The sequence below is a fragment of the Methanolobus sediminis genome, from assembly GCF_031312595.1.
GTDB classification, from domain to species: domain Archaea; phylum Halobacteriota; class Methanosarcinia; order Methanosarcinales; family Methanosarcinaceae; genus Methanolobus; species Methanolobus sediminis.
Genome location: NZ_CP133592.1, coordinates 213,532 through 239,276 on the forward strand (window position 1 = coordinate 213,532; position 25,745 = coordinate 239,276).

A 25,745-nucleotide genomic window follows, 5' to 3' on the forward strand; every position below is an offset into this window, starting at 1 on the left:
ACAAAAACAATACAGCAGAATAAGAGTCTATCGACAGGAACAATAATGGTAGCAATAATAGATTTAAGTTGAGAGACTGAATGATTATCATGGAAATAGGCATTGTAGTGCATGGACCCGATGTTGTGGATTCAGGGATGGCCGCAAAAGTAATTGACAGGATGAGAGAACTTGGAAACGTTTCTGTTGTCATGGCAGGGACGATCGGGAAAACAGCAGTCCTTGACGCACATCTTGAGAACTTAATAGATATAAGTAAAAGTCTCAAGCCCAGCAAGTGTATAGAAGAATTCTTTCTTACAAAGGATTTAATCATACTGTTGAACCATGGCAAAACTACTGAAAACGGACTTCTTTTTGCAAATATTGTTGTTTCAAGGATTGAAGACAGGAATATAAAACCGCTTGTACAGATCGAACGTCCGGGTTTATCCGATGGAAAGGTAATTCCATGGAATTTCAAATCTACGAATGAAGCTGAGAAAATCTCAGAAATGCTTGATCTGGAACTTGAAGATGTACCTGAACTTGTTAAGCCGATAAGTATTGAAGACCACGGACACCGTATCATCAGGAATGTTTACGGTGTCCATGTGGGAGAGAAGATAATGATCAACGGAATTATAGTAGGATTTGCAGAATCTGAAGATATCCGTATCATAAGTGAGAACGGTTTTATCCGTGAAATTGAAGGTGCCAGAATAAAAGAGCATGGCCTGGAAAAACTTCATGGATACAAGAACAGAATTCCAATCGACTTGCGTACATGTTGGATTAAAAGCGGACCTTTAAGAAGTGGTAAATTCTCTGTTCGCAGGAAAGAAAAAGCTCCTGAAACTTATGGAAAAACGAAAAAAAACATACCAGACGCCAATAATAATGCAAATACTGCACCAGGCAAGATTAAGGCTGTAATCATCGACCATGAAGCTGAGAGCACGTTTGAACTTATAGGCGATGCAGATATTGCAGTAACCATAGGTGATGATACCACAGATCTTGCTGCTGATATACTGTACAGGCTAAGAATACCTGTAATAGGAATAACTGATGGAGATCTTGATGGATTCTCACACATGAAACACATTTATCCTGGCTCTGTTGTGATACGTCTGGAATCAGGGAATGACGATATTGTTGGAAAAAAAATACGGGAGGATATCTTTGATGGAAAAACGGCTGCTGAGTTCGACTCTATAAATGCATTAAGGAACAATATATTCAGATTGTCGAAAAAATTAATCATTTTTAGAAAAGATTATTAATTATTATCTGCTTTAAATTTGCGCATATATAACTTTAAATATAATAATGTCATATTAGCAAGTAGAGCTCACTAGAGCATAACGTAATAAGGGGTTATTATGAAAGACTTTGAAGTAAAAATACTAGATGACACAGACTACAAGTTCATTGAAGCACTGAAAAGCCTGGGAATGTCCAGGAATGTAGCAACCACACTTACCTACCTTTCAAATGTGGAAGAAGCATCCTCTCAGGAGATCGAGATGAGCACAGGTCTGAGACAGCCAGAAGTAAGCGTTGCCATGAGGCACATGCGTGAAAGAAGCTGGATCGATATCCACAACAAGAAAGCAGTCGGAAAAGGCAGACCTACAAAGATCTACAGACTTTCCGCTCCGGTTGAAGATATCATCAAACACTATGAGCAGAAGATCATAGAAGACACTAAGACAACGATGGACGCTATCACAAAACTTAAGGACATTACTAAAAGAATGTAAAGTTTTTAAGCGTGTCCGGTCGGAATCATCCTTGTGAAGCAATACACATGATGGTCAGATTACCGGGCACAGCAATTCCATCAATCGGGACAGCTTTTTTATCTTTTAAAAGAAGGACAGTTTCCTGGTTTATACCAAGAATGTCCAGAACGTTTTCATAAGTAGTATCAATCGGAACAGTCAGTTTTTTATTTGAAAGGTCCGAATTGACCAGTTCAATATCAAGCGTTATTGTCACTCTACTATTTCACCTTCCGGGGACCTTAGATCTTTGAGGTTTTCCTGTATAAGCTTTGCATCTAGTTCTTCGTACTTCTTTTCACCCTTACGTTCATAGTCTCTTTTATGGAACTTTGACATACGAAAACACCTCAGATTGTATCTGCTGCAATAGGTATTAATCTTTTCGGGAAAAACAGGATACTTTCTTCACAAATAAGAGATGAATGAATATTAAACCAAAAAATCAAATAAAGTCCGGCATCAATTAGAAAGATATAAATTCTCCAGGTACAGTTTAATTATACATCGTAAATAATAAAATGGCAATGGTAGCGATAGAGATGAGTAATAGTACGCATGAGAGAACACTTATAGATTTCCTTGCGGTGCTCAGGGGAAAAAGCTCCGTTTTTTGCTATAAGGATTATTTACAGACAGCAGAACTTGTAACAAAGATCGCACAGGAAATAGAAAAAGAAGATAAGATCCCTGTGATCAGGATCTGCTGGAACGAAAACGAAATGGATAGCGGGAACTTTTCAGGTAATACAAGCTCATTCTATATTTTCAGGAATTTTACCACTGCACTTATCAAAATTGAAAAAATGCTATCTCAGGGAAAACACCTGATAATAGTATCGGACATAAGCTACCTTGAAAAAGATCAGAACTCACGTCCATATATTCGCTTCCTGTCAATACTTCTTCGCAAGAGTGAGGAATATGGTAGTGCCATGATAGCCATGGTCGGTGAAAAATGCAGTAATCCACTGGTAAAGGCTGAACTCATACCTTATTTCAAGAATGAATTCCTGCTTGCAGAAGGAAAGATAATAAAAAATAGAGAGGAATTCCCTGATGTTAAATATACAATCAAAGGTGACAATCTCTATCTTAAACCTTCCATGCAGGATGATGTAAACAAAATAAAAGAGATATTCAGCCTTACGCCTGAAGAAAAGAAAGAACTTGACAGAATAGTTGGAGAGAGCCTTGAAGAATACAGGACATCCCTATAAACAATTCCTATCCAACCATATCTAATTTATAAGCTTTTCTGATACCTTTTTTAACTCATTGCAATATTCGCATTCAGGATCATCCTGCATTGCGATCTTCCTGGACCATGATTTAGCAACGTAATCGTCGTACGCAATAAGTCCCAAAAGCTCTGTGCCAAGCTTATTACTGAAATCAGAGACAATAGACATGAGATCATCCCTTTTATCAGCAGGTATCCTGTTAAACAGAAGAGCTGCATGGGTTTCCAGTTTGGCAGACATACTTGACAGCACATAGGTTCCCCTGATATCCTGAATATCAATGGTTGAAACGATCACTGCCTTATCAACCAGGTTCATGGTCAAAAGACTTGACTTATTGATACCCGGACTGCAATCAAAGAGAAAATGATCGATATCCAATTTTTCCCCAAGTTTTTTTACCAGAGAAAGTAATTTGTCCCTGGCTTCACCAGGTGTGTTAAACATGGTAGATATGTCTTCTTCACATGCTTTGGACGGAACTACATAAACATCAGTGTTCCCGTATTTGTAAACAATATCTTCTGAACTGCAAACACCCTGCAGATAATCAATGAGTGTCATATCATATCTTATGTCAAACAAAGAATGCAGACCCGGACCATTTACATCGGTATCGATTATGCATATTTTGTTTCCCTTTTGAGAGAGCATGACCCCCAGATTTCCAACAAATGTTGTTTTGCCCGTACCACCTTTATATGAATGAAAACTCAAAAGCATTTTACTCACCCAAGTAATTGGTCAAGTTTGTTCTCAACCTCTTCCACCACAGACCAATGTTCATTGTTCTTATTATCAACTTTCTTGCTCAGAGAATAATAGATCTTTTTACCTTTCCGCTCTCTTTCAAGCCACCCGGCCCTGTAAAGCTCATTAAGGTATTTGTTCTCTATTGAGCGATGTCTTCCTGTAATTTCGCTCACTTCATCTGCTGTGCATGAAGTCAACTTTGAAACGGCGAACAATGATTTACGGATAGAATCAGGAACTGTCAGAAAAACAGCCATTTTATCATTGATTGCTGGAGAATTACGGGCTTCAAGATCTGCTATGCGTAATTCCAGTAACTTCAAATGCTCGTTTATATCATTAAGATATTCCAAAATCCCGTTATTGTTATGAAGGTCGGACATGATAATCAACATAATGAAAAATTATTTGATTGTAATATGCAATTTAATTGGGCTGATTATATATAAGCTTGCTTAAATACATTCTATATTTAATGAGAATAAAGCATTATTCTTTTTAGAATTACGACAAACTTATAAAATATCAATACGTAAACAAAAGAAAGTGGATGAAATGAGAAGCCCGTCATATATCACAAAGCTGGATGATCTTCTTTACGGGGGATTAATCAAACCATCATCCATTCTGATCGCGGGTTCTTGTGGAACGGGTAAAACAAATCTCTGTATGCAATCGCTTTTCAATGCTGCCAGAGAAGGAGAAAAATGTGCTTACGTCTCACTACTTTCAGAATCAAAGGATAAGATATTAAGAGCAATATCTTCATTCTCATTTTATGATGAGAAACTTATAGGCAACAAACTGAAAGTTTTTTCGATAAATTCAGATGTTGTGGCTAAAGGTGATTTTGCTATCTTTGAATACATCAATGAGAATATCCTGAAGGACAAACCTTCCAGAGTTGTAATTGATACAATGAATATACTGGAAGACATAGAAAGTACTTTTGACGAACGCCCATTCCACAAATCTGAACTTCGTGCTTTTGTACAGAACCTACTCCAGGAGTTTGACGATAATAACATCCTCCTGATGGCCACAGGTGAAATCCCTGCTACAGATATCAATTCAAGTCAGTGGTCATACATCTTTGACACCGTAATAGTACTTGATAAAGCAAATGGAGATGATAATAGCTACCGGTTCCTTGAGATAATCAAGGAAAGAGGAAGCGATTTCATCGCAGGGAAACATAAATTCAGCATCACAAATGATGGAATTATTTTCTAGACAATGCTAAATCACTGAAATATCGTTTCAAAGATAAATGGACAAATCATCCAGTTCACGCTGGCAATGATTCTTGATAATATTATTAAGTCTCATACGCACGGTTTTTATTCCTTCTTCACTTGTGAAATGTGAAAGCACATCTGAAAGCTGATCAACCATTAACTGATAGTCCCTTTCGGTACCCACATCCCTTAATTTTTGAATTGCAGACTCTGCAATCTCGGAGGTCCATTCCTCATTTGTATAATATATCTTATCTTCAACCTCGAGTTTTTTCCTTGCCACATCATTATTGACCCTGGCAAAAATAAGCTCCACAGTATGAGGATCACCAACAAATTCATTCATGAACTGCATGATATCCATAACAACTTCAAAGTAAGGTATTTCCGGATTCTCAGAGTCCTTGAAAATCTGAGATAACTCCAGTTTTATATTCCTCTCGGATGGTTTTAGAAGATAACTGGCAATATCATCAATAATAGCCGCACAATTACTTCCATCCATATTTGAGGAGAATTCGTATGTATTAGCCGGTAATACGTTAAACTTTCCGTAATATTTCAATAAATTCTTACGTAAACGCTGGACATCTAAATTTGCCAAAATACCACCTGAATTACTGATTATTTTAAGTCTAATCCCCTGATAAAAGAATTCATCTCGCCTTCCAGTTTACTATCCAGAAGCTCCTTTGAACTTTCAAATAATGTTATAAAATCACTTATATCCTCTGAAGTGATGTTCTTTCCCATATTACGCCTGAACTTGAGTGCTTCGTAACTGCCAATAAGCTCAGGCATTACCATTCTGGGATAATCCCCCGCCATGGTTTTCAGAATGCTTCTCGCACGCGGGTATGGAAGCATCAGGTATCCTTTGTATCTTGGAGAAAGACCGCTACTTTTTGGATTAAGAGACGTAAAACCAAGTTTATCTTTAAAAAAACTTGCTGCACCTGAATTATCCGGCATTGTTATTACATTGGTCTTCAAGTGGTTTACAGAAATTGAAAAAAGCAGGCGACCTATCCCAACATGCCTGTGTGCCGGATGTATCTCAATACTTCTTAGCAAATGAATTGAATGATGAACTACATTGGTCTTTCCACGATAGGTTTTTTCAATTTCCTCGGATATTTGCTCAAACCTCGCAAAACCAAGTAACTTATTGTTAGCTTTCACTGCAACAAACAATGAATGACCGGAACTTAAAGAGCTTTTGAGCAGGAAATCATATGGCATACCAAACTTGTTATGGAAATAATTAAAGCCAATATTAGAAGAATTTCCAATATCTATGTCAAGCTGATCCACCGATGAGCCTGCTTCAAGTATACCATAGCTGATGTTTCCTGCTACGTGTAGTATTTTCATACCATCAATTGACATTCTTAATCATCTGAGCTCAAACATTTACGGCCCCTGCAACCGAATAGAATGTGTATCTGCCTTTCTTGACAGTATCCACCATCCGTTCCTGTTCTAAATAATCCATTACAAGAGATATCTTTTCAAAGTCTATAGGATAACCACTTGCCTGAATCTGTTTCTCCAGCTGTTTCAGGGTTGCTGACCCCGCAATCGAAAGCTGCCCGACTATCACTTCCTCTATAGGCATGTCTTTTAATCGTATGGGCTGTGGCTGTTCAGGAGCATCCTGTATGACTATTTCAGCTTCCGATAAGGTTAATTCCATTTGATTTCCCAAAATCTCGTCAGGACTAAGATCCAAAGATTCAAGATCAAGAGGAACTTCTTCGGGAACAACTTCAGATTCAAAAATAACTGGAACCTCATCAGGACTAAGATCCAAAGACTCAAGATCAAGAGGGACTTCTTCGGGAACAACTTCAGATTCAAAAATAACTGGAACCTCATCAGGACTAAGATCCAAAGACTCAAGATCAAGAGGAACTTCTTCGGGAACAACTTCAGATTCAAAAACAACTGGAACTTCATCAGGATTCATATCCAAAGACTCAAAATCAAGAGGAACTTCTTCGGGAGTGACTTCAGAAGATTCAAAGTCAACTGGAACTTCATCAGGACTGAGATCCAAAGACTCGAGGTCAAGAGGAACTTCCTCGGGAGTGACATCCGCAAATTCAAAACCAACAGGTATACTTTCTGCTTCTGGAACCAGATCATTCTGATCAGGAGCAAAGTCCTCAAGATTCAACGGCTCTGGAGAAATTTCAGCTGTTTCAGCCGGCATTGGTGATTGGTCTGCAAACATCTGATCAGGTTCAGAAATGACTTCTACTGGCTCTGGCAAGAACTCTTCCTGTTCTAATTGACCTGCCTGGACATTTATATCAGGAGATTCTTCAGAGAAAGCACCTTCATTCACATTATCTTGCAGAGAAGTATCATTTTCCTGTACAATTTGCTCTGGATAATCATGGATAAAAGATTCCCCATATCCCGGAATATGAATCTGGAGCTGCTCCTGCAGGGAATTGAACATTCCACCTACAACAACCTTAAAAGATTCTATTTCCCCGGCTATTGCCATTATTTCTTCTTTGCTTGCATTTGAAGCTTCACTTTCCTGCTCAGAAACTGAGGAACCTGAAAAGATTTCACTTTCCTTTCCTGTAGCAGATGTAACAAGTTCTGAAGAATTTAACTCTTTAAGTGTACGGTTCAGCTTGGTTATTGCTTTAGTATGCAGATTTACAGCCTTTGCAATGCTTTTCATCTGTTCTTTAATATCTTCGAGCTGCTGAGTATTGGAAGCACTTTCTTCAAGCTGGTTATTCTGAAGTTCTGCGATAAAGGTTACATTTTCAGTTAGATTATCCAGCTCACCCTTGTGCTCAGTGAGATCTGAAACTATCTTTTCAAGGTGCTTTTCGTGAGAAACTACTTTTTCAATTGTATATTCCCGGCTTCCGGTCTCTACAAAGGAACGGAAGTCCTGGGAGTTATAATTAGGAACATACTGGAATAGCATTTTGAACAGTTCCACATAGGTTCCATGTATCTGCTTAACAGAAACTATTTTGGAAGCAATCGCATCAGAGAGCCCTCTGACTACAAATGTTTCGTTCTCGAAACTGAAAAAGTCAACACCTGCACTGAATTCACGAACCTGATCCCTGGCAGTTTCCACCATATCAGCAGATTCACGGTCACCATAAATGGAAATCATGGCACCATAAAGATCATTCAGGGTCTTTGCATAAGTTATTTCCAGAACATCAGGAGGGACTTTAGTAGGGTCCAGTGTTTCTGCATTTACAGAATCCTCTGCCTGAACTACACGTTTAAGTCTCTTGGAAAATAGATCGAAGTCCTGCCTTAGTTGCTTATAATCAGATTCATGCACTTTAGAATAAAGATCATTCTCTAAAGTGGATAACTTATCACCGCTTGATTCAAGTTTTTCTGACATCTTTTTCTGCATGTCATTGAACTTTTCTTCAAATAGGAATAAACGAGTTTCAAGCTCATTATAACGAGTTTCAGCATCTTCAAGCCTTGTAATTAGTTCGGAGTTCGCAAGTTCGGAATCGGATTCAAGACCTGAAGCACTGTTATCCAAAATATTTGCACTATTGCCTATTTCATTATTTGTTTTACTTGTCTGCTTCAAGTTTTCATTTGTAACATCTTCAACATCAGCTTTGGAATCTTCCACGTACCCTGTGACATCAGTATCCTGTTCATCTTCGCCAGGCTCCATGGAATAATCTTGTGATCCGGTTTGTGAAACTTCATTATCCATACTTTCATGATTTATCATTTCAGTCTCACATTTTTCCAGTGTGCATATTTCGTTATCCATAGCAACTCACCTTTCACACGAAGGACTCAAGTTTGTGAGTAATATCCGGTATCCATTCGGCTTCGCATACATCTGCCACATAGTCACCATGCAGAGGCCGTATCTGATCATTGATTATCATTTCAAGAAGCAGTGGCCAAAGATCTTCTGTCATCCATTTGGGTGATGATGCAATTTCATTGAAAGCCATAGCAAGTACCTGCTCAACTTCACCTCTGCCCATGACACTTGTGATCTTTTCCTTGATATCAGCAAGTATCTCCATATTCTTCTTATACTCGGAAGACTGGGTGTACATCTCATCAAATACTATCTTTGCCAATATACGCAATTCATTAGCCACTTCTTCCGGATAAGTTGCCAGTTGTTCCTTGGACATTGGACGCTGCTCAAAAACATGCTGAATTACAGCCTTAGCGACATCTATCTTATCCATGTTCCCCGCAAGATCTGCTTTTCCGGTAAACAGGGAAATCAAAAGTGCTCCGCGTCCTACGGAAGAGAAAATTACCGTACCAAACTCATATTCAATAACAGATTGCTTAAGTCCCATGGCAAGCTGCTGGCTTACATGCAGCAGATTGTTGCTGATCAGATTTGTCAGCTCAAAAATTTTATGGCCAATACTATCAGGTATGTAGGATGCATATATCCTTCCGTCCGCACCGGCAAACAAAAGTACATCCACATCACTGGATTGGTGTGTCCTTTTAAGCTGTGCGACCAGAGCGAACTTCAGAAGGGAAACATCCTCAAGGTCATCCTTTGTTTTTTTAACTGACACGTCAATCCACCTCTTACCTTAACGGATAAGCTCTTCCAGCTCACTCAGACTGTCTATTTCAATAAGACTTTCTTCATCCGAATCAAATGCCTCTTCCTGGAAGTCAGGCATGACAACGTTATCATCAACCTGAAGTGTACCTCCTGAAAGTTCAGCAATATCAAGCTGAGACTGCGGAGAGCTTGCTTCTATTTTTTTTCTTTTTTCAAGCTCTTCTTTTGTTACTGCATCATTAAGACCCTGAGATTCGAAGAATATCTGGAGTGTCTCCTTTGGAGAGAACGGATATGACCAATTCTCTTTGACATATACCAGGCGCTCAAGCATTCTCTCACTGGCACCAATGTCAGCGGCTGTCCTGATAGCTTTGTCAAAGACATCATCATACTTGTGTATGTCTTCAGCTGATATGAGTGGAGTAGTTCTTACAACAACACCTACACCACGAACAAATATGTATGGATAGACTTCCTCACCATGTCTTGTTGCACGCATCTTGACTATCTCAAGTGCCCTGTTAAATGCTCCACCAATAGGCCTGTATGTCAGGTGTACTGCACCGTCTGACATGTAGATAGGAATCAGCACATCCTCTCCAATGGTCTCACCTGGTGCTGCGTGTTCTTCTGTAGTGATAAGAACAGGACCAAGCTGCTTTAGTGTATAGAACAGTTTTGTGATGATCTCACGCTGCTCCTGTTTATCCTGTATCGCCCAAATAAGCGGAGTCAAAGGATCGATTATCACACGCGTCTTTACAGCATAATTCTTATTTGCTTCCACAAGGGCCGGAAGCTGCTCGTCTACGAGTTTGACGAAATCCTTTCCTTTTGAATGGAAGAAGAATAATTCTTTTTCATAATACTTATCAAGGTTAAATCCAAGCATCTTTGCTTCACGCATGATCTGCTCAGGTGGTTCTTCCATACTGATGTAGAGACCGTTCTCTCCATGCTCAAGACCATAATTCAGATACTGCATTGCAAAGGTTGATTTTCCGGTACCACTGGAACCTACGACCAGAAGGGTGGACTTATCGCGTACACCACCTTCAATTACTCTGTCAAGACCTGCAATTCCGGTTGGTATTCGTGTTTCGCTGCTCATTTAAATTCCTCCGGAAGTACTACTTCATCAAGGCTGTATAATTCACTAATATTTGTAATCTCAATATTTTCTGTAATTCTATCCAGTCCTTCAATAGCTGGTTGAGAATCTGAAAGCTCAGACCCATGCTTAATTGAAAGAATGAGCGATTCATTGCTGTCAAAAGGAAAGCTCTTTTCAACATAGACCGACTCGATTGAGTGACCCATGACCAGCATATAATCACTAACTTCTACCCATCCGGTTTCATTTTTCTTAACAACATTTCTCAGAAGTACATTGTTATTTTCCCGGTCTATCTTTTCACATTCACCTCTGTAATGTGAACTATTTGTTATCACCCTCACATTCTCACCTACGAATTCATCCAGATGAGTATAGGACGAAACTGATCTGTAACCTGCCATGATAATCACTGCTGATCCTTCTTCATTTTAGCAAGAAGCTCGGCAAAGCTATCCGTCTTTTTAGCTTCTTCCTGTAATTTTGCTGTTTCCTCAGACACAGCTGGTGCAGCTGCAGCCGGAGCAGAATTGTCTGGTACCTGTATCTTCTGGGCCATTGCACCAAAAGCACCGCCAAAAGTACTATGTGATTCAGCTATGGAAGAAAGTTCTTCCTGAAGCTTCCATGGAGGATCAAACACCTTCTCCTGTACCGGCATGCTGTTGGCAAACTGCATGTAAGCGTTACCAATTTCAGACAGACGACCGCTGTCAAGTAATTTGTAAATCGTAAGTATCCTTACCCTGTCCCTGAGCTCATTATCATCAACAGGTGGCCTGATACCGGATAATATTTTTTTATCATACTCATCCAGCATGACCTGATATGCGGATATAGGCTGGAGGTCTACCTTGAATTTACAATATGGATCTCCATTCTTGATGCACTCGGTTTCCTCAACAGAGCATTCAAGTTCTAGGTCTTCCCTGAAGAACCTGTGCAGAGCATCAGTTGTAGCTACACAAACCTTCTGGTTCTGCAGTGCCGGATAAAAATTGCATACGGGATTGTTTGGAACTGCAAATATATAGTGCATTGGTGCATACGAGATCAGTTGCATGTTTCCAAGACCAATATCCTTGAAGAATTTCATATGGAACTTGTAAAGCGATGTTGCTCTTATCTGGTCTATTGTGCTTGCTTTAAGGAATTTCCTCGTTTCATTCCAGGGAACCTTAGCTTTTGGGAACCTGTCACTGATGTTCTGCTGGAGTTTCAGTAGTGCTCCAAAAGCTCCCATGGACTGTCCAAAACTACCATCCATTGCCGGAGGCGGTCCACCGGCCGAATTAGTCATAAAAGGAGGGAGACCAGGATCTGCCACTTATAATTCCCCCTCTGTAATGATTAGAATCATTTCACATCATCTCCTTGATCTGCTTTAGACCCTGTTCAGTAAGCTTTCCTGAAGTGTCACACATGTTTGCTTCCCTCAGATTCTTAAAACTGGATGCAAGCGTGTCATTATCGACACCGATGAAGAAGGTCAGTTTCTGCAAATCATTCACACCGGTGAAAAGCATGTAAAGGAGCTTTTTATCAACATCAGAAAGGGATTGTTTCTTTGGAGGTGTGCCACACATTGGTTGCAGATAAGCCTTGAGCGTATTGATCACTGCTTCATTACCTGCAAGTAAAGCAGTAGCTGTAGCTGTGGCTCCTTCTACAACAGATGATGGCTGGAGATAATCTAGCAAAAGGACGTGTGAAGTCCCGATTGTGCGTTGAGCCTTTGCACGAATTGGATCCGATACTTCCCTGCCTACCATGGTAACACTTTTCAGGGGAATTGTTAACCATCCTCCACCTTCTGAGAACCAAAGGTTTAGATTGGTAAGATAGAGAACACCTTTCTCCCAATTGTCAGAGTAAAGAGAATTACCCATCATCACTGCTTTATAAATATAACTAAGATCAACTTTTGCGATACCCTGCTCTTGAGCCATAATAAAAAGACCCCATACAAATAAATTATATATCTAGTATTATAATTATGGATATTATTGTATTGACTGTATTAATACCCTTCTGTTGAATGGAGGAAATTAGCAACTTTTGCACTTATGAGACAAAATACCATTTTGATAATGAATGTAAAAATACTACTAATAATAACAATAATAACCAAAAAGTAAATACAAGTAAAGAAATGTCCATTTACTTTTTCTTCATCGGAAGGAAATACCTTTCAACATTGCAATTTGCACATATAAAAGCTGTACCGCTTCTTTTGCCTGTGACCATATATTTGTTCACCAGATAATTTCCACATTTACACGGAGACATCATTTTTTGCTCTCCAAGGAACTTACCTTCAAAGTCCACAGGACTTGGGGTGTCCTCAGGAAGTTGTTCAGCAGAAATATGAGTAGTCATATGCTCAGGACTGCCTGCAGAAGAATCTGAATCTGAGACTTCAGGTTCCTTTTTCATATTAATAAGGGAGCCAGAAACCGCCTCCTTTGGGAAAAGTTTGAGCCTGCAAGCTTTTACACCACTTTCATTGGGAATGATCCCCTCACATGTTATTGTCTTCTTTCTACTTTCCTCAAGTATCAGATAACCAGGATAATTTCCCAGATCTACAGGACTCTTGTATGTTGATTCTGCAAAATCCAGTGACTCAAAGAACAGTTTTGCGATCTTGTTCACAGGTTTTGTAATAATATGTCCTACAAGTATTCCTGAAATAAAGCAGAATATCTTTTTTCCCATACCAGTCCTGGCCAGCTTTGGTGATACTTCTATACCACGGAGGACAAACGTTGGCCTTCCATCACTTGCAGGAGAGCTCCATTTCTCATTCATGGACCAGCCAAGCACAGTATTGTCTTTTACAGCAACCACAAGAACTACAGTTGGCCTTTTAAGCCAGCTCTGGAAATTTGACAGGTAATCAGACATGCCAAGATATTTCCTGAAATAAGTGAATTCACCTATTGTCAACTTGTCCAGCTCAAAAGCATGTTCAAGTTTATAAAACGTAATACCATCTTCACTTTTTCCAAGTTCGAACATTTAACCAACTACCCCTTAACTACGATCCCATGGACCCCAATATGGCTCAAGCCTTGTTTTCAGAAGAGACAGATTATTATTAAACTCTTTTCTGGTTTTAACATGCCTTGATGCAAGCAGATCAATCTGATCAACCTCATCCCCAATATTCTCAATTCCTGCCAGTGCTCGCAGGACAACAGATGCGAGAAGACCAAGATCATCATGATAACCGCCTTCAAGCAAGGTTACAACGCTCCATTTACTTGCAAGTTTAAATATCATTCTATAGTACCCATCAATAGTCAGATTCAATTTTGCCAGTGGCTCTTTGTGATAAGCATCGAAACCACATTCAAGAATAACTAACTGTGGATCAAACTTGTCAAGCACTTTTTCCGCGACTTCATCATAAAATAAGGAATATTCGGGATTGCCTGATTCAGTAGGCATTTCCATGTTTATACAGTATCCGAGTGCGGGCCTGACACCAATATCCCTGATGAAACCCTTAAACGGGTAAAGTGTTTTCTGATTCTGGTGTATCGATATACATAATACCTGCTGATCCGCTTCAAAAGCAGAATATGTACCATCCGAAGCGTGTGCATCAATATTGACAATTGCAATCCTTTCAAGTCCTTTTACTTCTTGCATATAACGGGCCAGAATTCCTGAATTGTTGAACAGGCAAAAGCCATTACATGAATCTGGGCCTGCATGATGACCCGGAGGACGTATTATCGCGTAAGAATGTTTGCATTCACCTGTTGCCACCAGCTCCCCGGCTTTCAGAACACATCCTAATGCCTGGAGGACCACATCAAAAGAAGAAGGACAAACATATACATCCTTACCAGGGCTTTGACGTGGATCTCTGGTGCAGGCCTTTATGAGGTCTACATACTCTCCCGTATGCACCCGCAAAATGTCCCTCATAGATGCCGGAGAAGCATCATAGAAATGGAATTTATCATCATCAATAAGACCGCTGTTCTCAAGATATTCAAGTATATTCTTGATCCTCAAAGGATTTTCAGGACAGGGGTAGCCATTCAATAATGAATCATGCAAATAATGATTTTTATTGAAAGTGATACCTACCCGGGTCATCAGGACTCCTCTGATAATAGAACAGGGTGATTGCTTTTTGTTTCAGCAACCTTTTTCTGCGTCTCTGCAAATATCTGTTTTTGTTGGTTCTGCTTAAAGCTAGATATTTCCTGTTTATCCTGAACCGGATTGGGACGTCCGTGGAGAGAACTTAATACACTATGACATAGCTGCCCATTAAAATCATGATAGCCACCTTCAAGCAGGAAAACAATAGGCCCCTTAAACACTGAATGCAATTTTGCGGTCATCTGGTGATAAGCATCTGAATCCAGTGCCAGCCCGATATTCATTTCATGATAATGGGCATCAAAACCACAGCTAAGTACTACAAAATCAGGATTGAAATGCTCTATCATAGGAATAACTGCTTCATCAAAAGCATACATATACTCATCATTACTTGATCCTGCAGGCATTTCTATATTCATTGTGTATCCTTTACCTGCATTCTCACCGGTTTCATTGCTGAAACCCTTTCTTGGATAGAAACCATGAGGATCACGGTGAAGAGATATCAGCATCACAGAAGGGTCTTCATAGAATATTTCCATGGTACCGTCACCTGCATGAGCATCCCAGTCAAGGATCAATACCTTACCAACCTTCCTGTTATGCTGAAGATGTCTTGCAAGCACTGCTGCATTATTAAAAAGACAGAAACCTCCGTATTTCTCAGAACTTGCATGATGTCCCGGAGGTCGTGTCAGGACAAAAGCATGGGTAAACTTACCATCAACAAGCAGATCTCCAGCTTGCATAGCTGCCCCCACTGCTGTTTTTGCGATATCGTACGAACCTGATGTCATATACGTACTGTCACCTAAAAATCCTCCACCTGAACCTGAATATGATTTTACGAAAGAAACATATTCTTTACCATGAACCCTGTACAGATCCTCTTCTTTAGCAGTCTGGAAATCACTGATCAATGTGCATGTACCATCAGTAAAAACCTTGTTCTTTTCCAGATACCACATGGCCTTGATTATACGCTCCGGTTTCTCATGAGTAATAATCGAAAGTAATGAAGCATCATGCTTCATATGATCCTCATTGTAAAGGAATGCAATATTCACAGGAGAAGCCGGTTCATCTGAAATTTTCTTTTTTACTGCAACAGTTGGCTTTGGAGCATCAGTCGTTACCGGAGGAACTACTTTCGGAGTTGCGGGTTTAGGAGTAACTTTAGCGGGCTTCGTTGATGCAGCTTTTACAGAAGAAACAGGAGCATGCTTTCCTGCACTTACATCAGCCCTGGCCATCGAAGGAGTTGGAACTTTAGCTGCAACAGTTCCAGTTTGTGCTTTAGTCGGTGCAACCGATGGCGCTTCAGGCACAGAATCGGCTACATAATTCTGTGCAATCGGTTTTTGCATAGTCTTTGCTGGTTGCGGAGGTATTTCCTTTTTTGGAATGGATACCTGTTGAAGAGACTTTGCCTCAGTAGACTGCTTACTGGTGGTTTGTGAAACTTGTGAGTGTGCATTAACAGTTTCAGAGCCTTCAGAATGCTGATAAGAAGAAATTTTAGGAACTTTTGGGGTCTTTTGAAGAATATCAGACACAGCTTTTGAGTAATCTTTTTCTTCATCCTTTACAGTACTTTTCTCGTCATCCGTTTCAATTTCAACAGACTGATAAGATACATCATCAAAAGCACCTGACAGGACATCAGGAACATTTACTTCAAAAGAAGGAAATGTTGCAGATGGCTCAATTTCCATATCCTGATCATCAGAATAAGTTATAGTCTCATCCCCTGCCTCAATAAAGCCTTCACCGATGACAATCATTTTTTTGCCCTCGGTAACCTTGTCCGAATCGCTGGCATCTTCATCTACAGCACCAGATTTTATAAGATTAAGAATGGCATCTTTTTCTGAAAGGTCAATTGTACTTTTACCAGGCTTATTCCCATCAAAATGAGAGAGAAATGCCTCGTTCAGCTTTTTCATAACGTCAGAAGACAAATGTTTATCTGATTCACCGTTTTTTTCTGCATCTGAAGACACCATATCACCCACATATAGATAGCTGTAAATCACTGAACCTGCAACCACACTGAATCAAGCACACCCATATACTTCGTTCCACCATAATTGAATACTACTGTTGGATCTTCAATGGAAGCCCAGCCCGAAAGCTTTGGTTTCACTACCCAAGTCCTCTTTACAGTTTCTCCAGGAGCTATTGTATCAAAGAACAGATTGATCTTTTCAGGCTCAAGGGTATTTGCGAACTTACCTTTGATAGCAAAATCGTGATATGGCTGCTGTGTAAAATTCTTAACCCACACATCTATGGTAGCTGTTTTCCCTATGGTGATCTGCTGTGAAGGAACAAATTTTACATATTGTGCAATGGATTCCTTCTGTATCGGAGTTGCACCAGAAACATCAATAATTCTGCTGTTCTCCTTTTTCCTGGCTTTATCTTTCTTATCAATGTAAAGACCGAGGCCGAGCATAATCACAGCAGCAATAAATATCAGTGGAGCATTATTTGCAATAACATCGATTTTTGTAGTCTCCATCTCGATATTTACTTCGTCTACATTATCAAGTGTTAATGGAACTGTGAATGACACTCTTGTAATGATCCATCCCAGCTGACTATTCTGGAGAATAAAATATATAGGAATAGTGCTGTTTTGGCCATCAGGGCTTAACACTGTACATTCCACATCAACAACAGCAGCCGATCCATTAATTTCCTGAGAAACAATATTTATATTCTGGATCGTACCAGGTTCAATTCCTTTATTGCTGAATATCATTTCAATACTTGCAACCGCAAGGAAATCCTTACCTGTGTACATATTAAAGGCAGTATTAAAATCATCATCATTAATAGCAGTCAAAAATGTGGTCACTATTTCAGGTACTTCTTCTTCGGGGTCACTACTGACACAACCACTACTATACACACTTAACAGGATAACAAATACCAAAATAACTGAACAATACTTGTGTTTCATTTAAGCACCTGAGATGATCAAATATTATTATTAAGCTATTATAATATAGGCATAGTACTTAATTTTATTTGTGCTAATTGTATATATTGCGCGTTAGAAAAATGAATAAAGATGAAAATTAGAATAAAGAAGGAAAACGAGAGAAATCTGCAATAAATCTTGATTTGCCCGTTTCAATCATTACAGCATACTCAAATGCCTGGCGATCATCAACAATAAATGAACGAATACCGCTACGCCCTTCGATCAACTGCCGTCCGGAATCACAGGATGTATGAAGTTCATCAATGCCATCTATATCAGTTATTATCATTTCAGAAGGCAGAGAAATACTCATCTTTTCAATTGCAGGATGTCCTAGAACCCATAAGCTATGTTTTCCACTTTCCAGTGATTCAGGCACACCATATACAATATTAACTGTGACCTTTATTTCAGAAGTGCTTACATTGCCTCTTGCACCGGAAACATTCATATTAAAGGAATCAAGAGAAAGTACGGCATTCCCACCATCTATTAAAACATAACTTAAGTATTGGCCTGTACAGTTCCTTTTGAATTCATCTACAAAATTTTCAACTTCATCCTCACTTACGATACTATTATTGTCAGCATCAAGACTCAATCTGAAGGCTTCAGCATCAGTTCCGGTATACACTTCATTAATCGTGAAATCAATAGAAGTATCATAAAACTGCAACCCATTTGTAAAAATAGCATCTGCAGAGGATAAAGGAATAAATGATAAAATAATAATCAAAGATATTAACAGACTTTTTTTTGACATGAAATCCCTCAAAAAAGTAAAGGTGAATATTATTATTTCACCTTATGGATATAATTGTATCGTTTCTCTGGTACCATATGATGAAGGTGTTATAAATTCAGCCTTTGTAGTAGCTCCAGCCTCAGGAGTCATAACTATTGATACAGCCGACCGTGGTGCAACATCCAGATTGGAATCTTTCTGATTACTATTGGTTGTTACCCCATCTATTGTTGTATATGAAAGATCACCATCTGCTACTACTGATATATAGATTGTCACCAGATCACCTGTATTCATGATAGGGTTGCCCTGTGAAAATGAAATGTCTTCATCCCTTATTTTCTGCACAGTAAAGAAGTATCTAGCATTTGCACCTGGTGTAGCCTGAGTACCTGTCAACAAATGACCTAAGTTTGCACTTGCATTGTTAGATGAAGAGAAATTTGCCATCAAACTACCATAGGTTTTATCGTTATTTCCATAAATAAGGTCATTCGTGTTAGTACTATCAGTTATTGTGATTATTAACTGATTAAGATCTACAGGAGAACTTCCAACATTAAGACCCACTTTTACTTTTAGAAGTGATATATTAGAAGCCATTGTTGAACTTGTTTTTGCACGAACTCCCTCTATACTTTTAATGATAAGATTTGATGACACTTCCTGAGTAGCCTGTTTTCCGGTAGATTGAGCTTGCTGTTGAAGTGTGCCCGATGTCTGAATGAGCACAGATGCAGCTACAGCAGCAATCAATACCATGGCTATGAAAATAATTAGAGTACCAATACCTACCTGAGCAGTATTGCTCCTCGAAAAGAGATTTGAATTAGGCACTATATTGACCCCCCTCTGAAAATATCAGTTGATGTGTTGATACACATCAACCATATAATTACGGATACAGCTGAACAGTCTCAGTCACACCGTATGAAGATGGCAGTACGAAATCTGCTGTTGTCGCTGCACCAGATTCAGGAGTCAGAACAATATTCACAGTTGTCCTTGGAACAAGAGTGAGTCCTGAACTTTTAAGGGTGCTTAAACCAGTAATGTCGCCTACATTAGGATAAGTAGTACCCTGTGAAGCAGAAGATGTAGTAGCAATATACAAAGTGATAAGGTCACCAGTATTCATTACGGGGTTTGCTTGAGAGAATGAGGAATCTTCATCACGGATCTTTTCTACAGTATAATAGTATTCTGAATTATTACCTACCGTACTGGTCGCACTAAGAAGCTTTTCAAGATTTGCAGTAGCATTAGTATCTGAGAAAGCGCTCATGTTACCATCAGAAGCACCGGTTGATGCATAGGACTTTTCATTGCCTGCATAGACAAGGTTGTTAGCTGTTGTACCATCACTAATAGAAACGACTACCTGATTTACATCCACAGAAGCACTACCTACATTAAGACCGACCTTAAGCTTAAGAAGGTCAATTGTGTCTGACATGTCGGTTGAAGTGTTCTTAGCACGTACTCCCTCAATGGTTTTTACCATGAGGTTAGATGATACTTCCTGTGTTGCCTGCTTACCGGTTGACTGAGCTTTCTGCTGAAGTGTACCGGAAGTCTGAATCAATACAGCAGCAGCAACTGCTGCTACTAGAACCATAGCGATGAATATGATAAGAGTACCAATACCCACCTGAGCTCTGGTATTATTTTTCAAATGTAATGCGTTGTTTGCTTTCATGTACGATCCTCCTATAATCCAAATATATGGATGTTTTTATATATCAATTAATAATATATATAGTGGTTGGTTGGAAATATCAAACATTAAACAATGAGAGTTCGTGATGAGGAAGCATTATATATTAAAAATGTGTAAATAATAATCAGAGGGATGCGATGAATGCAGGCTTATTACTAAATGCCACTATCTGTTTTGCAATAACAATATCATCATTTGCTTTTGCATGGGTGCTCGCCCGCAGTGAAGAAGAGCATACTGATAAGAGCAAACCTGCCCTCTGGTCACTCGTGATATTATGGTCACTTGTGGGACTTACTTATCTGCCCACTACTATCAGAATGATAGCTGCTTACGTGGGAAGGGAAAATCTAGATCTCGTAATGTACAGCCTTGCAGCAGTACCATTTTCTTTTGTAGCTGTTCCACTAGTATTTTTTATATTATATGTTATAGTAGGGAATAAAAAAATAAGCGCATATATTTCACTACTTTTTGTACTCTTTGGAGTATCATACCTTATGCTACTATTTACAAGTGGTGTAATCGGACCCATCGTTTCAGATTACTCATCCTTATTCACAATAAATAGTGATATTGCAATTAATATCTACATGATAGGGCTTTTTGTGATACCCACCGCAATGATCATAGGATTTTTATTGTTGATCTTCCTTCAGAAAATGCCAAAACACCTCAGATACAGAACAGCATTACCGCTAGTTGCAATATCATTTGTGTTTGACTTTATGTTGACAGATATGATTACGATGTTGGATGTAATGCAGCTTGTTGCAAGAATATTTGTACTGATAGGAACTGTACAGGCATTCTTAGCATATTTCCCGCCAATGACATTGCAGGAAAAACTGGGAATTAAGAAATACCAGTACGAACTTTACGATGACGAAGACTCCGACATTGATGAGGAGGAAGATGTAGATGTCTGATGATATTGATGTAGAACTTGAGAACGCTGTGGCAGAGTTCTACCAATCATTAGGAATCCATCAGGGACCAGGAGACATTCAATACAGGTTGATATTGAAAGTGCTTGGAAGAAATGAGGGAAAGATCACTGAATTCTCAGAGATTAGAAAATATACAGACCAGTTTGCAGACAAGGGTAGTATTGGAAGCAAAATGAAAACTGTATTCCAGCTTGAAGGCCTAGTTGAAAAAGTCAAACGTGGCGGATACGTTATCACTGACAAGGGAATAACTGCATCCAATTTTCTTAAAGATAGCACTGCATTCTATAAGAAGAATAAGAGAATGGGCGAGATTATAGAAAGGATGCCATAAAAAGCCGCATTAAACAATAAGGATACATTTTTCTTAATGGACATGATCCATAACATCAATAAGTGTCAGACTCTGAAGAGATGCTATTTTCACAAAAAAACAAATTTGAACACCCACATCGTTTTTGAACTTCATCTTGATGGGGGGTTTTAATTAATAATATCTTTTTGCCGATACAATACCATTGAATGTTTTGCATTATGTACAGGTTACCTGATAGCTTGAAACTACTGACAAATATTTTTCTGTAAAAGATACGGTATTCAGGAATACCTATTTTTTCTGGCCTCTAAAAATAGCATTTGCTAAACGACAACTAATTAACCACTTGAATCTATCTTGCTAATCACTGTTTATTCTTCACAAGAATAAAACAGCTTACTGTTCTTTGCAATAAACTATTAAGTTGAGAGAGTTTAAAGATAACTAGCAAAAGTGCGACTAAATAAAGCAAAAGAAATAAGTTAAAACCAGTTGTGCATAACGTTGATAGGCATTTCAAGGCCATTATTTATTTAGAAAAATAAGAACTCCAAAATACATTGATATTGAAAAAGCATTTTAATTTAAAAATAAGAAATATAAGGTGAAATATTCACCTTATGGATACAAGCTAACTGTTTCAAGTGTTCCGTATGAAGAAGGAGTTACAAAGTCTGCAGATGTAGCTGCACCAGCTTCTGGCGTAAACACAATACTTATGGATGACCTAGGAGCAATTTCAAGACCAGTGCCCAATAATGTGAGACTAGACAAGTCACCAACTGTAGTATAACCAGTGGTATCACCATCTGCTACTGTTGAAATATACACCGTAATAAGATCACCAGTATTCATTACCGGCTTCTCCTGCGTAAATGAACCATCTTCATCACGAATCTTTTCTGCAGTGAAGAAATATGCACCATTATTGCCGACATCAGTAGTCGAATTTATCAATAGCGCTTGTAAATTATCACTTGCATCACCATCAGTATCGAAACCCTCCATTGCAGAATCATATGTCTTCTCATTATTTGCGTAAATAAGATTGTTTGTTGTCGTACCGTCCGTAATTGAAATGACTACTTGGTTCATGTCAACAGGAGAGCTACCAACATTTAAGCCGACCTTAACCTCCAACAAGGAAACGTTGGCAGTTAGATCAGTTGAAGTGTTCTTTGCACGAATACCCTCAATTGTCTTTACCATCAAATTAGATGACACTTCCTGAGTTGCTTCTTTTCCAGTAGACTGTGCTTTCTGTTGTAATGTGCCAGATGTCTGGATAAGAACTGCTGCTGCTACTGCGGCAACAAGTACCATTGCAATGAATATGATAAGGGTACCAATACCCACCTGAGCATTTGTATCCACATTAAAGAATCTTTTGTTTGCTTTCATAACAATAACCTCTTTAGAAAATAATATGTGCGAACAAATCGCACATCATTATTTATGGATACAACTGAACGGTCTCTGTCACACCATATGATGATGGCAGTACGAAATCTGCTGTTGTTGCTGCACCAGATTCAGGAGTAAGAACGATATTCACAGTTGTCCTTGGAACAAGGGTAAGTCCTGAACTTTTAAGGGTGCTTAAACCAGTAATGTCGCCTACATTAGGATAAGTAGTACCCTGTGAAGCAGAAGATGTAGTAGCAATATACAAAGTGATAAGGTCACCAGTATTCATTACGGGGTTTGCTTGAGAGAATGAAGAATCTTCATCACGGATCTTTTCTACAGTATAGTAGTATTCTGAATTATTACCTACCGTACTGGTCGCACTAAGAAGCTTTTCAAGATTTGCAGTAGCATTAGTATCTGAGAAAGCGCTCATGTTACCATCAGAAGCACCGGTTGATGCATAGGACTTTTCATTGCCTGCATAGACAAGGTTGTTAGCTGTTGTACCATCACTAATAGAAACGACTACCTGATTTACATCCACAGAAGCACTACCTACATTAAGACCGACCTTAAGCTTAAGAAGGTCAATTGTGTCTGACATGTCGGTTGAAGTGTTCTTAGCACGTACTCCCTCAATGGTTTTTACCATGAGGTTAGATGATACTTCCTGTGTTGCCTGCTTACCGGTTGACTGAGCTTTCTGCTGAAGTGTACCGGAAGTCTGAATCAATACAGCAGCAGCAACTGCTGCTACTAGAACCATAGCGATGAATATGATAAGAGTACCAATACCCACCTGAGCTCTGGTATTATTTTTCAAATGTAATGCGTTGTTTGCTTTCATGTACGATCCTCCTCTTATATCCATTTATTTTTGGATATGTCACTAATATAGTAATGAATAATATAAATACCATTTGGTTGGAAATATCAAACATCAAACTCGCAACTTTTGAACAATGAAAATATATAAATAAAATATAACTAATTAATAGTAGACAGGAATGAACCAAGGACTTCTGTTAAATGGAACAATATGTTTTGCAATCACATTGACATCCCTTGCCTTTGCATGGGTACTTTCCAGAAACAAGGAGAGTTACAAAGAAAATAGCAAGCCTGCTCTTTTTTCACTGATCGTATTCTGGACCATGGTCGGACTTATGTACCTGCCAACAACAATCAGAATGTTTGCAGCTTATTCAGGTAATCAGGAAATTGATGCAATAATGTATTTTGTTACAGCAATTCCTTTTGCATTCATTTCAGTCCCGCTTGTTTTTTTCATAATATATGTAATAACAGGTAGCAAAAAGATCGGAGAATATACTTCACTCTTCTTCACACTTATAGGAGCAGCATATCTTACTTTCCTTTACGATAGTGGAATAGTTGGACCTATAGTTACAGAATGGGGTTCCATTTTTATGATCAATAGCGATGCTGCAATTAATTTGTATCTCATGGGATTGTTTGTCATTCCCACTTCCATGATACTTGGATTGTTACTGTTGATACTGCTACAGAGGATGCCAAAAAGATTAAGGTACAGAACAGCTCTGCCACTTGTAGCTATTTCTTTTGTATTTGATTTTATGCTTACCGACATGATAGCAATAGTTGATGTAATGCAAATGTTTGCAAGATTATTTGTTTTTATAGGGATAATACTTGCTTATCTTGCTTATTTCCCTCCGATGACGGTTCAGGAAAAGCTGGGCATTCAGGAACAGACAAACGGTAAGCAGAGTATGCACACTGATCATAATATTGAGTTTTATCTGAAAGATGAGACTGATATAGCATGAGATCCCATTATTATTTAGGAATTCTTTTTTAGAAAATCTTACACCTGAATAAACAGCAAAAGGAAAGGCTGCAGGAAAACTAGGTATTATATGTAGAAGACCGGCAGTCTTATATACATTTACATCCATGTACGTTTTTGTACATTACAGAACATAAGTGGTTATTAGATGCATGCCGTAATAAATGATATAGTCAGCTCTACTGAAAAAAGAGTCCAGAACCTTAACACAAAGACAGAACGATCTTCAGCTAAAAAAAGAAGTAGCAATAAAAGGGACATAGTTGCTGCTATCAAGGAAAAGAAACTCCAGGGAAAAGTTGCAGTTATCTCTGAAGTTAAACCTGCATCACCTGGAAAAAAACTTAGGGATATTAATCCTGAAGATGCAGCTATGATAGCATCAGAAATGGAAAAAGCCGGAGCAGTAGCAATATCTGTTTTAACGGAGCCTGAATTTTTCCATGGGTCAACAGACAATCTCATATCAGTGAGAAAGAAAATATCACTTCCTGTTTTACGCAAGGATTTCATTATCGATGAGATTCAATTCAATGAAATTGAAAGCGACCTTATATTATTAATAGCAGGTATTCTTGGCGACAAGCTTGGAAAAATGACGGACATGGCCATATCAAAAGGATTTGAGCCTCTTGTTGAAGTCCACAATGAGAATGAACTTAAAAATGCGCTTGAAACTAAAACAAGGATAATTGGAATAAATAATAGGGATCTAAGCAATCTTGGGATAGATCTTGCTACAACGCTTCAACTTATACCGCTTGTTAAAGATTTTGATAGGATAAATGGACAAGAGCACACCATAATCAGTGAAAGCGGAATGCACACCATTGATGATGTAAAGATGGTTGTTAAAGCCGGGGCTGATGCAGTACTTGTTGGTACATCCATCATAAAGAGCGGAGAGATATACGCAAAGACGAAAGAGCTTGTCGATGCACTTGACGATTAATAAAAGATACGGAGAATGA

29 protein-coding genes are annotated in these 25,745 nt (G+C 38.8%); 8 read left to right on the forward strand and 21 right to left on the reverse strand.

What is annotated here, in order from left to right; genetic code table 11:
• Positions 1–80 precede the first annotated feature (80 nt).
• Both RE474_RS01015 and mreA read left to right on the forward strand, forming a co-directional pair.
• Positions 81–1,265 carry a DUF2117 family protein gene (locus tag RE474_RS01015; RefSeq protein WP_309311138.1) on the forward strand — a complete coding sequence of 395 codons (1,185 nt, stop codon included), beginning with the start codon at positions 81–83 and terminating at the stop codon, positions 1,263–1,265.
• Between the two features lie 99 nt (positions 1,266–1,364).
• Complete coding sequence (gene mreA, locus RE474_RS01020; RefSeq protein ID WP_309311139.1) at positions 1,365–1,745, forward strand: MreA family transcriptional regulator; 381 nt, start codon at positions 1,365–1,367, stop codon at positions 1,743–1,745.
• A 25-nt stretch (positions 1,746–1,770) separates the two neighbouring features.
• Here the strand turns inward: mreA and RE474_RS01025 are convergent, their stop codons facing one another.
• Complete coding sequence (locus RE474_RS01025) at positions 1,771–1,983, reverse strand: hypothetical protein (RefSeq protein ID WP_309311140.1); 213 nt, start codon at positions 1,981–1,983, stop codon at positions 1,771–1,773.
• On the reverse strand, positions 1,980–2,105 hold the full coding sequence (locus RE474_RS01030; RefSeq protein WP_268865988.1) for a hypothetical protein: 126 nt from the start codon (positions 2,103–2,105) through the stop codon (positions 1,980–1,982). Before RE474_RS01030 ends, RE474_RS01025 begins: the two co-directional genes overlap by 4 nt.
• Positions 2,106–2,308: 203 nt before the next feature.
• Here RE474_RS01030 and RE474_RS01035 point away from each other — a divergent pair, with 203 nt between their 5' ends.
• On the forward strand, positions 2,309–2,986 hold the full coding sequence (locus RE474_RS01035) for a hypothetical protein (RefSeq protein WP_309311141.1): 678 nt from the start codon (positions 2,309–2,311) through the stop codon (positions 2,984–2,986).
• 21 nt (positions 2,987–3,007) lie between these two features.
• On the opposite strand, the gene RE474_RS01040 is transcribed toward RE474_RS01035, so the two are convergent.
• Positions 3,008–3,733: a MinD/ParA family ATP-binding protein gene (locus tag RE474_RS01040; RefSeq protein WP_309311142.1), complete on the reverse strand. Its 726-nt coding sequence runs from the start codon at positions 3,731–3,733 to the stop codon at positions 3,008–3,010.
• A gap of 5 nt (positions 3,734–3,738) precedes the next feature.
• Entirely contained in the window at positions 3,739–4,158 is a 420-nt protein-coding gene (locus tag RE474_RS01045; RefSeq protein ID WP_309311143.1) for a helix-turn-helix domain-containing protein, read from the reverse strand.
• 160 nt (positions 4,159–4,318) lie between these two features.
• Between RE474_RS01045 and RE474_RS01050 the strand changes: the two genes are divergently transcribed.
• Positions 4,319–4,996 (forward strand): RAD55 family ATPase, encoded by a 678-nt coding sequence (locus tag RE474_RS01050; protein WP_309312265.1) that lies wholly within the window; start codon positions 4,319–4,321, stop codon positions 4,994–4,996.
• A 27-nt stretch (positions 4,997–5,023) separates the two neighbouring features.
• Here RE474_RS01050 and RE474_RS01055 read toward each other — a convergent pair whose 3' ends face one another.
• The 15 genes from RE474_RS01055 to RE474_RS01125 form a co-directional block, all read right to left on the reverse strand.
• Complete coding sequence (locus RE474_RS01055; protein WP_309311144.1) at positions 5,024–5,605, reverse strand: hypothetical protein; 582 nt, start codon at positions 5,603–5,605, stop codon at positions 5,024–5,026.
• Positions 5,606–5,625: 20 nt separating this feature from the next.
• On the reverse strand, positions 5,626–6,390 hold the full coding sequence (locus RE474_RS01060; RefSeq protein ID WP_309311145.1) for a GNAT family N-acetyltransferase: 765 nt from the start codon (positions 6,388–6,390) through the stop codon (positions 5,626–5,628).
• A gap of 16 nt (positions 6,391–6,406) precedes the next feature.
• Entirely contained in the window at positions 6,407–8,791 is a 2,385-nt protein-coding gene (locus tag RE474_RS01065) for a hypothetical protein (protein ID WP_309311146.1), read from the reverse strand.
• Between the two features lie 13 nt (positions 8,792–8,804).
• Complete coding sequence (locus RE474_RS01070) at positions 8,805–9,575, reverse strand: roadblock/LC7 domain-containing protein (RefSeq protein ID WP_309311147.1); 771 nt, start codon at positions 9,573–9,575, stop codon at positions 8,805–8,807.
• A gap of 18 nt (positions 9,576–9,593) precedes the next feature.
• A complete protein-coding gene (locus RE474_RS01075) occupies positions 9,594–10,682 on the reverse strand; it encodes an RAD55 family ATPase (protein ID WP_309311148.1) in 1,089 nt (362 codons plus the stop codon).
• On the reverse strand, positions 10,679–11,089 hold the full coding sequence (locus tag RE474_RS01080; protein WP_309311149.1) for a hypothetical protein: 411 nt from the start codon (positions 11,087–11,089) through the stop codon (positions 10,679–10,681). Before RE474_RS01080 ends, RE474_RS01075 begins: the two co-directional genes overlap by 4 nt.
• A 5-nt stretch (positions 11,090–11,094) precedes the next feature.
• Positions 11,095–12,012, reverse strand: a complete 918-nt coding sequence (locus tag RE474_RS01085; RefSeq protein WP_309311150.1) for a V4R domain-containing protein — start codon at positions 12,010–12,012, stop codon at positions 11,095–11,097.
• 34 nt (positions 12,013–12,046) lie between these two features.
• Positions 12,047–12,634: a hypothetical protein gene (locus RE474_RS01090; RefSeq protein ID WP_309311151.1), complete on the reverse strand. Its 588-nt coding sequence runs from the start codon at positions 12,632–12,634 to the stop codon at positions 12,047–12,049.
• 211 nt (positions 12,635–12,845) lie between these two features.
• Complete coding sequence (locus RE474_RS01095) at positions 12,846–13,706, reverse strand: hypothetical protein (RefSeq protein ID WP_309311152.1); 861 nt, start codon at positions 13,704–13,706, stop codon at positions 12,846–12,848.
• 15 nt (positions 13,707–13,721) lie between these two features.
• Positions 13,722–14,798, reverse strand: coding sequence for a histone deacetylase family protein (locus tag RE474_RS01100; protein WP_309311153.1), 1,077 nt, complete (start codon positions 14,796–14,798; stop codon positions 13,722–13,724).
• Positions 14,798–16,816 carry a hypothetical protein gene (locus RE474_RS01105; protein ID WP_309311154.1) on the reverse strand — a complete coding sequence of 673 codons (2,019 nt, stop codon included), beginning with the start codon at positions 16,814–16,816 and terminating at the stop codon, positions 14,798–14,800. The genes RE474_RS01100 and RE474_RS01105 overlap by 1 nt, the downstream gene beginning before the upstream one ends.
• A 26-nt stretch (positions 16,817–16,842) precedes the next feature.
• Positions 16,843–17,778, reverse strand: a complete 936-nt coding sequence (locus RE474_RS01110; RefSeq protein WP_309311155.1) for a hypothetical protein — start codon at positions 17,776–17,778, stop codon at positions 16,843–16,845.
• A 118-nt stretch (positions 17,779–17,896) separates the two neighbouring features.
• Positions 17,897–18,565 carry a hypothetical protein gene (locus RE474_RS01115; RefSeq protein WP_309311156.1) on the reverse strand — a complete coding sequence of 223 codons (669 nt, stop codon included), beginning with the start codon at positions 18,563–18,565 and terminating at the stop codon, positions 17,897–17,899.
• Positions 18,566–18,607: 42 nt separating this feature from the next.
• The gene (locus RE474_RS01120) at positions 18,608–19,387 is read right to left on the reverse strand and encodes a flagellin (RefSeq protein WP_309312266.1); all 780 of its coding nucleotides are present in this window, start codon (positions 19,385–19,387) and stop codon (positions 18,608–18,610) included.
• Positions 19,388–19,442: 55 nt separating this feature from the next.
• Complete coding sequence (locus RE474_RS01125) at positions 19,443–20,246, reverse strand: flagellin (protein WP_309311157.1); 804 nt, start codon at positions 20,244–20,246, stop codon at positions 19,443–19,445.
• Between the two features lie 158 nt (positions 20,247–20,404).
• On the opposite strand from RE474_RS01125, the gene RE474_RS01130 reads away from it, so the two are divergent.
• A complete protein-coding gene (locus RE474_RS01130) occupies positions 20,405–21,196 on the forward strand; it encodes a hypothetical protein (RefSeq protein WP_309311158.1) in 792 nt (263 codons plus the stop codon).
• The gene (locus RE474_RS01135) at positions 21,189–21,551 is read left to right on the forward strand and encodes a hypothetical protein (RefSeq protein ID WP_288070761.1); all 363 of its coding nucleotides are present in this window, start codon (positions 21,189–21,191) and stop codon (positions 21,549–21,551) included. The genes RE474_RS01130 and RE474_RS01135 overlap by 8 nt, the downstream gene beginning before the upstream one ends.
• 600 nt (positions 21,552–22,151) lie before the next feature.
• Here the strand turns inward: RE474_RS01135 and RE474_RS01140 are convergent.
• Together RE474_RS01140 and RE474_RS01145 are read right to left on the reverse strand one after the other, a co-directional pair.
• Positions 22,152–22,934: a flagellin gene (locus tag RE474_RS01140; RefSeq protein WP_309311159.1), complete on the reverse strand. Its 783-nt coding sequence runs from the start codon at positions 22,932–22,934 to the stop codon at positions 22,152–22,154.
• 52 nt (positions 22,935–22,986) lie between these two features.
• Positions 22,987–23,790 (reverse strand): flagellin, encoded by an 804-nt coding sequence (locus RE474_RS01145; protein ID WP_309311157.1) that lies wholly within the window; start codon positions 23,788–23,790, stop codon positions 22,987–22,989.
• A gap of 160 nt (positions 23,791–23,950) precedes the next feature.
• Between RE474_RS01145 and RE474_RS01150 the strand changes: the two genes are divergently transcribed.
• Complete coding sequence (locus tag RE474_RS01150) at positions 23,951–24,754, forward strand: hypothetical protein (protein WP_309311160.1); 804 nt, start codon at positions 23,951–23,953, stop codon at positions 24,752–24,754.
• 168 nt (positions 24,755–24,922) lie between these two features.
• Entirely contained in the window at positions 24,923–25,726 is an 804-nt protein-coding gene (locus RE474_RS01155; protein ID WP_309311161.1) for an indole-3-glycerol phosphate synthase TrpC, read from the forward strand.
• The last annotated feature ends 19 nt before the right edge of the window (positions 25,727–25,745 follow it).

Excerpts from the sequence above, each read along its gene's own strand:
- RE474_RS01045 (WP_309311143.1), bottom strand. The coding sequence starts at position 4,158 with ATGTTGATTATCATGTCCGACCTTCATAACAATAACGGGATTTTGGAA.
- RE474_RS01050 (WP_309312265.1), top strand. The coding sequence starts at position 4,319 with ATGAGAAGCCCGTCATATATCACAAAGCTGGATGATCTTCTTTACGGG.
- RE474_RS01145 (WP_309311157.1), bottom strand. The coding sequence starts at position 23,790 with ATGAAAGCAAACAACGCATTACATTTGAAAAATAATACCAGAGCTCAG.
- RE474_RS01075 (WP_309311148.1), bottom strand. The coding sequence starts at position 10,682 with ATGAGCAGCGAAACACGAATACCAACCGGAATTGCAGGTCTTGACAGA.
- RE474_RS01080 (WP_309311149.1), bottom strand. The coding sequence starts at position 11,089 with ATGGCAGGTTACAGATCAGTTTCGTCCTATACTCATCTGGATGAATTC.
- RE474_RS01135 (WP_288070761.1), top strand. The coding sequence starts at position 21,189 with ATGTCTGATGATATTGATGTAGAACTTGAGAACGCTGTGGCAGAGTTC.
- RE474_RS01125 (WP_309311157.1), bottom strand. The coding sequence starts at position 20,246 with ATGAAAGCAAACAACGCATTACATTTGAAAAATAATACCAGAGCTCAG.
- RE474_RS01155 (WP_309311161.1), top strand. The coding sequence starts at position 24,923 with ATGCATGCCGTAATAAATGATATAGTCAGCTCTACTGAAAAAAGAGTC.
- RE474_RS01110 (WP_309311155.1), bottom strand. The coding sequence starts at position 17,778 with ATGAAACACAAGTATTGTTCAGTTATTTTGGTATTTGTTATCCTGTTA.
- RE474_RS01030 (WP_268865988.1), bottom strand. The coding sequence starts at position 2,105 with ATGTCAAAGTTCCATAAAAGAGACTATGAACGTAAGGGTGAAAAGAAG.
- RE474_RS01035 (WP_309311141.1), top strand. The coding sequence starts at position 2,309 with ATGAGTAATAGTACGCATGAGAGAACACTTATAGATTTCCTTGCGGTG.
- RE474_RS01100 (WP_309311153.1), bottom strand. The coding sequence starts at position 14,798 with ATGACCCGGGTAGGTATCACTTTCAATAAAAATCATTATTTGCATGAT.
- RE474_RS01150 (WP_309311160.1), top strand. The coding sequence starts at position 23,951 with ATGAACCAAGGACTTCTGTTAAATGGAACAATATGTTTTGCAATCACA.
- RE474_RS01140 (WP_309311159.1), bottom strand. The coding sequence starts at position 22,934 with ATGAAAGCAAACAAAAGATTCTTTAATGTGGATACAAATGCTCAGGTG.
- RE474_RS01060 (WP_309311145.1), bottom strand. The coding sequence starts at position 6,390 with ATGTCAATTGATGGTATGAAAATACTACACGTAGCAGGAAACATCAGC.
- RE474_RS01130 (WP_309311158.1), top strand. The coding sequence starts at position 20,405 with ATGAATGCAGGCTTATTACTAAATGCCACTATCTGTTTTGCAATAACA.
- mreA (WP_309311139.1), top strand. The coding sequence starts at position 1,365 with ATGAAAGACTTTGAAGTAAAAATACTAGATGACACAGACTACAAGTTC.
- RE474_RS01095 (WP_309311152.1), bottom strand. The coding sequence starts at position 13,706 with ATGTTCGAACTTGGAAAAAGTGAAGATGGTATTACGTTTTATAAACTT.
- RE474_RS01105 (WP_309311154.1), bottom strand. The coding sequence starts at position 16,816 with ATGGTGTCTTCAGATGCAGAAAAAAACGGTGAATCAGATAAACATTTG.
- RE474_RS01040 (WP_309311142.1), bottom strand. The coding sequence starts at position 3,733 with ATGCTTTTGAGTTTTCATTCATATAAAGGTGGTACGGGCAAAACAACA.
- RE474_RS01065 (WP_309311146.1), bottom strand. The coding sequence starts at position 8,791 with ATGGATAACGAAATATGCACACTGGAAAAATGTGAGACTGAAATGATA.
- RE474_RS01090 (WP_309311151.1), bottom strand. The coding sequence starts at position 12,634 with ATGGCTCAAGAGCAGGGTATCGCAAAAGTTGATCTTAGTTATATTTAT.
- RE474_RS01115 (WP_309311156.1), bottom strand. The coding sequence starts at position 18,565 with ATGTCAAAAAAAAGTCTGTTAATATCTTTGATTATTATTTTATCATTT.
- RE474_RS01015 (WP_309311138.1), top strand. The coding sequence starts at position 81 with ATGATTATCATGGAAATAGGCATTGTAGTGCATGGACCCGATGTTGTG.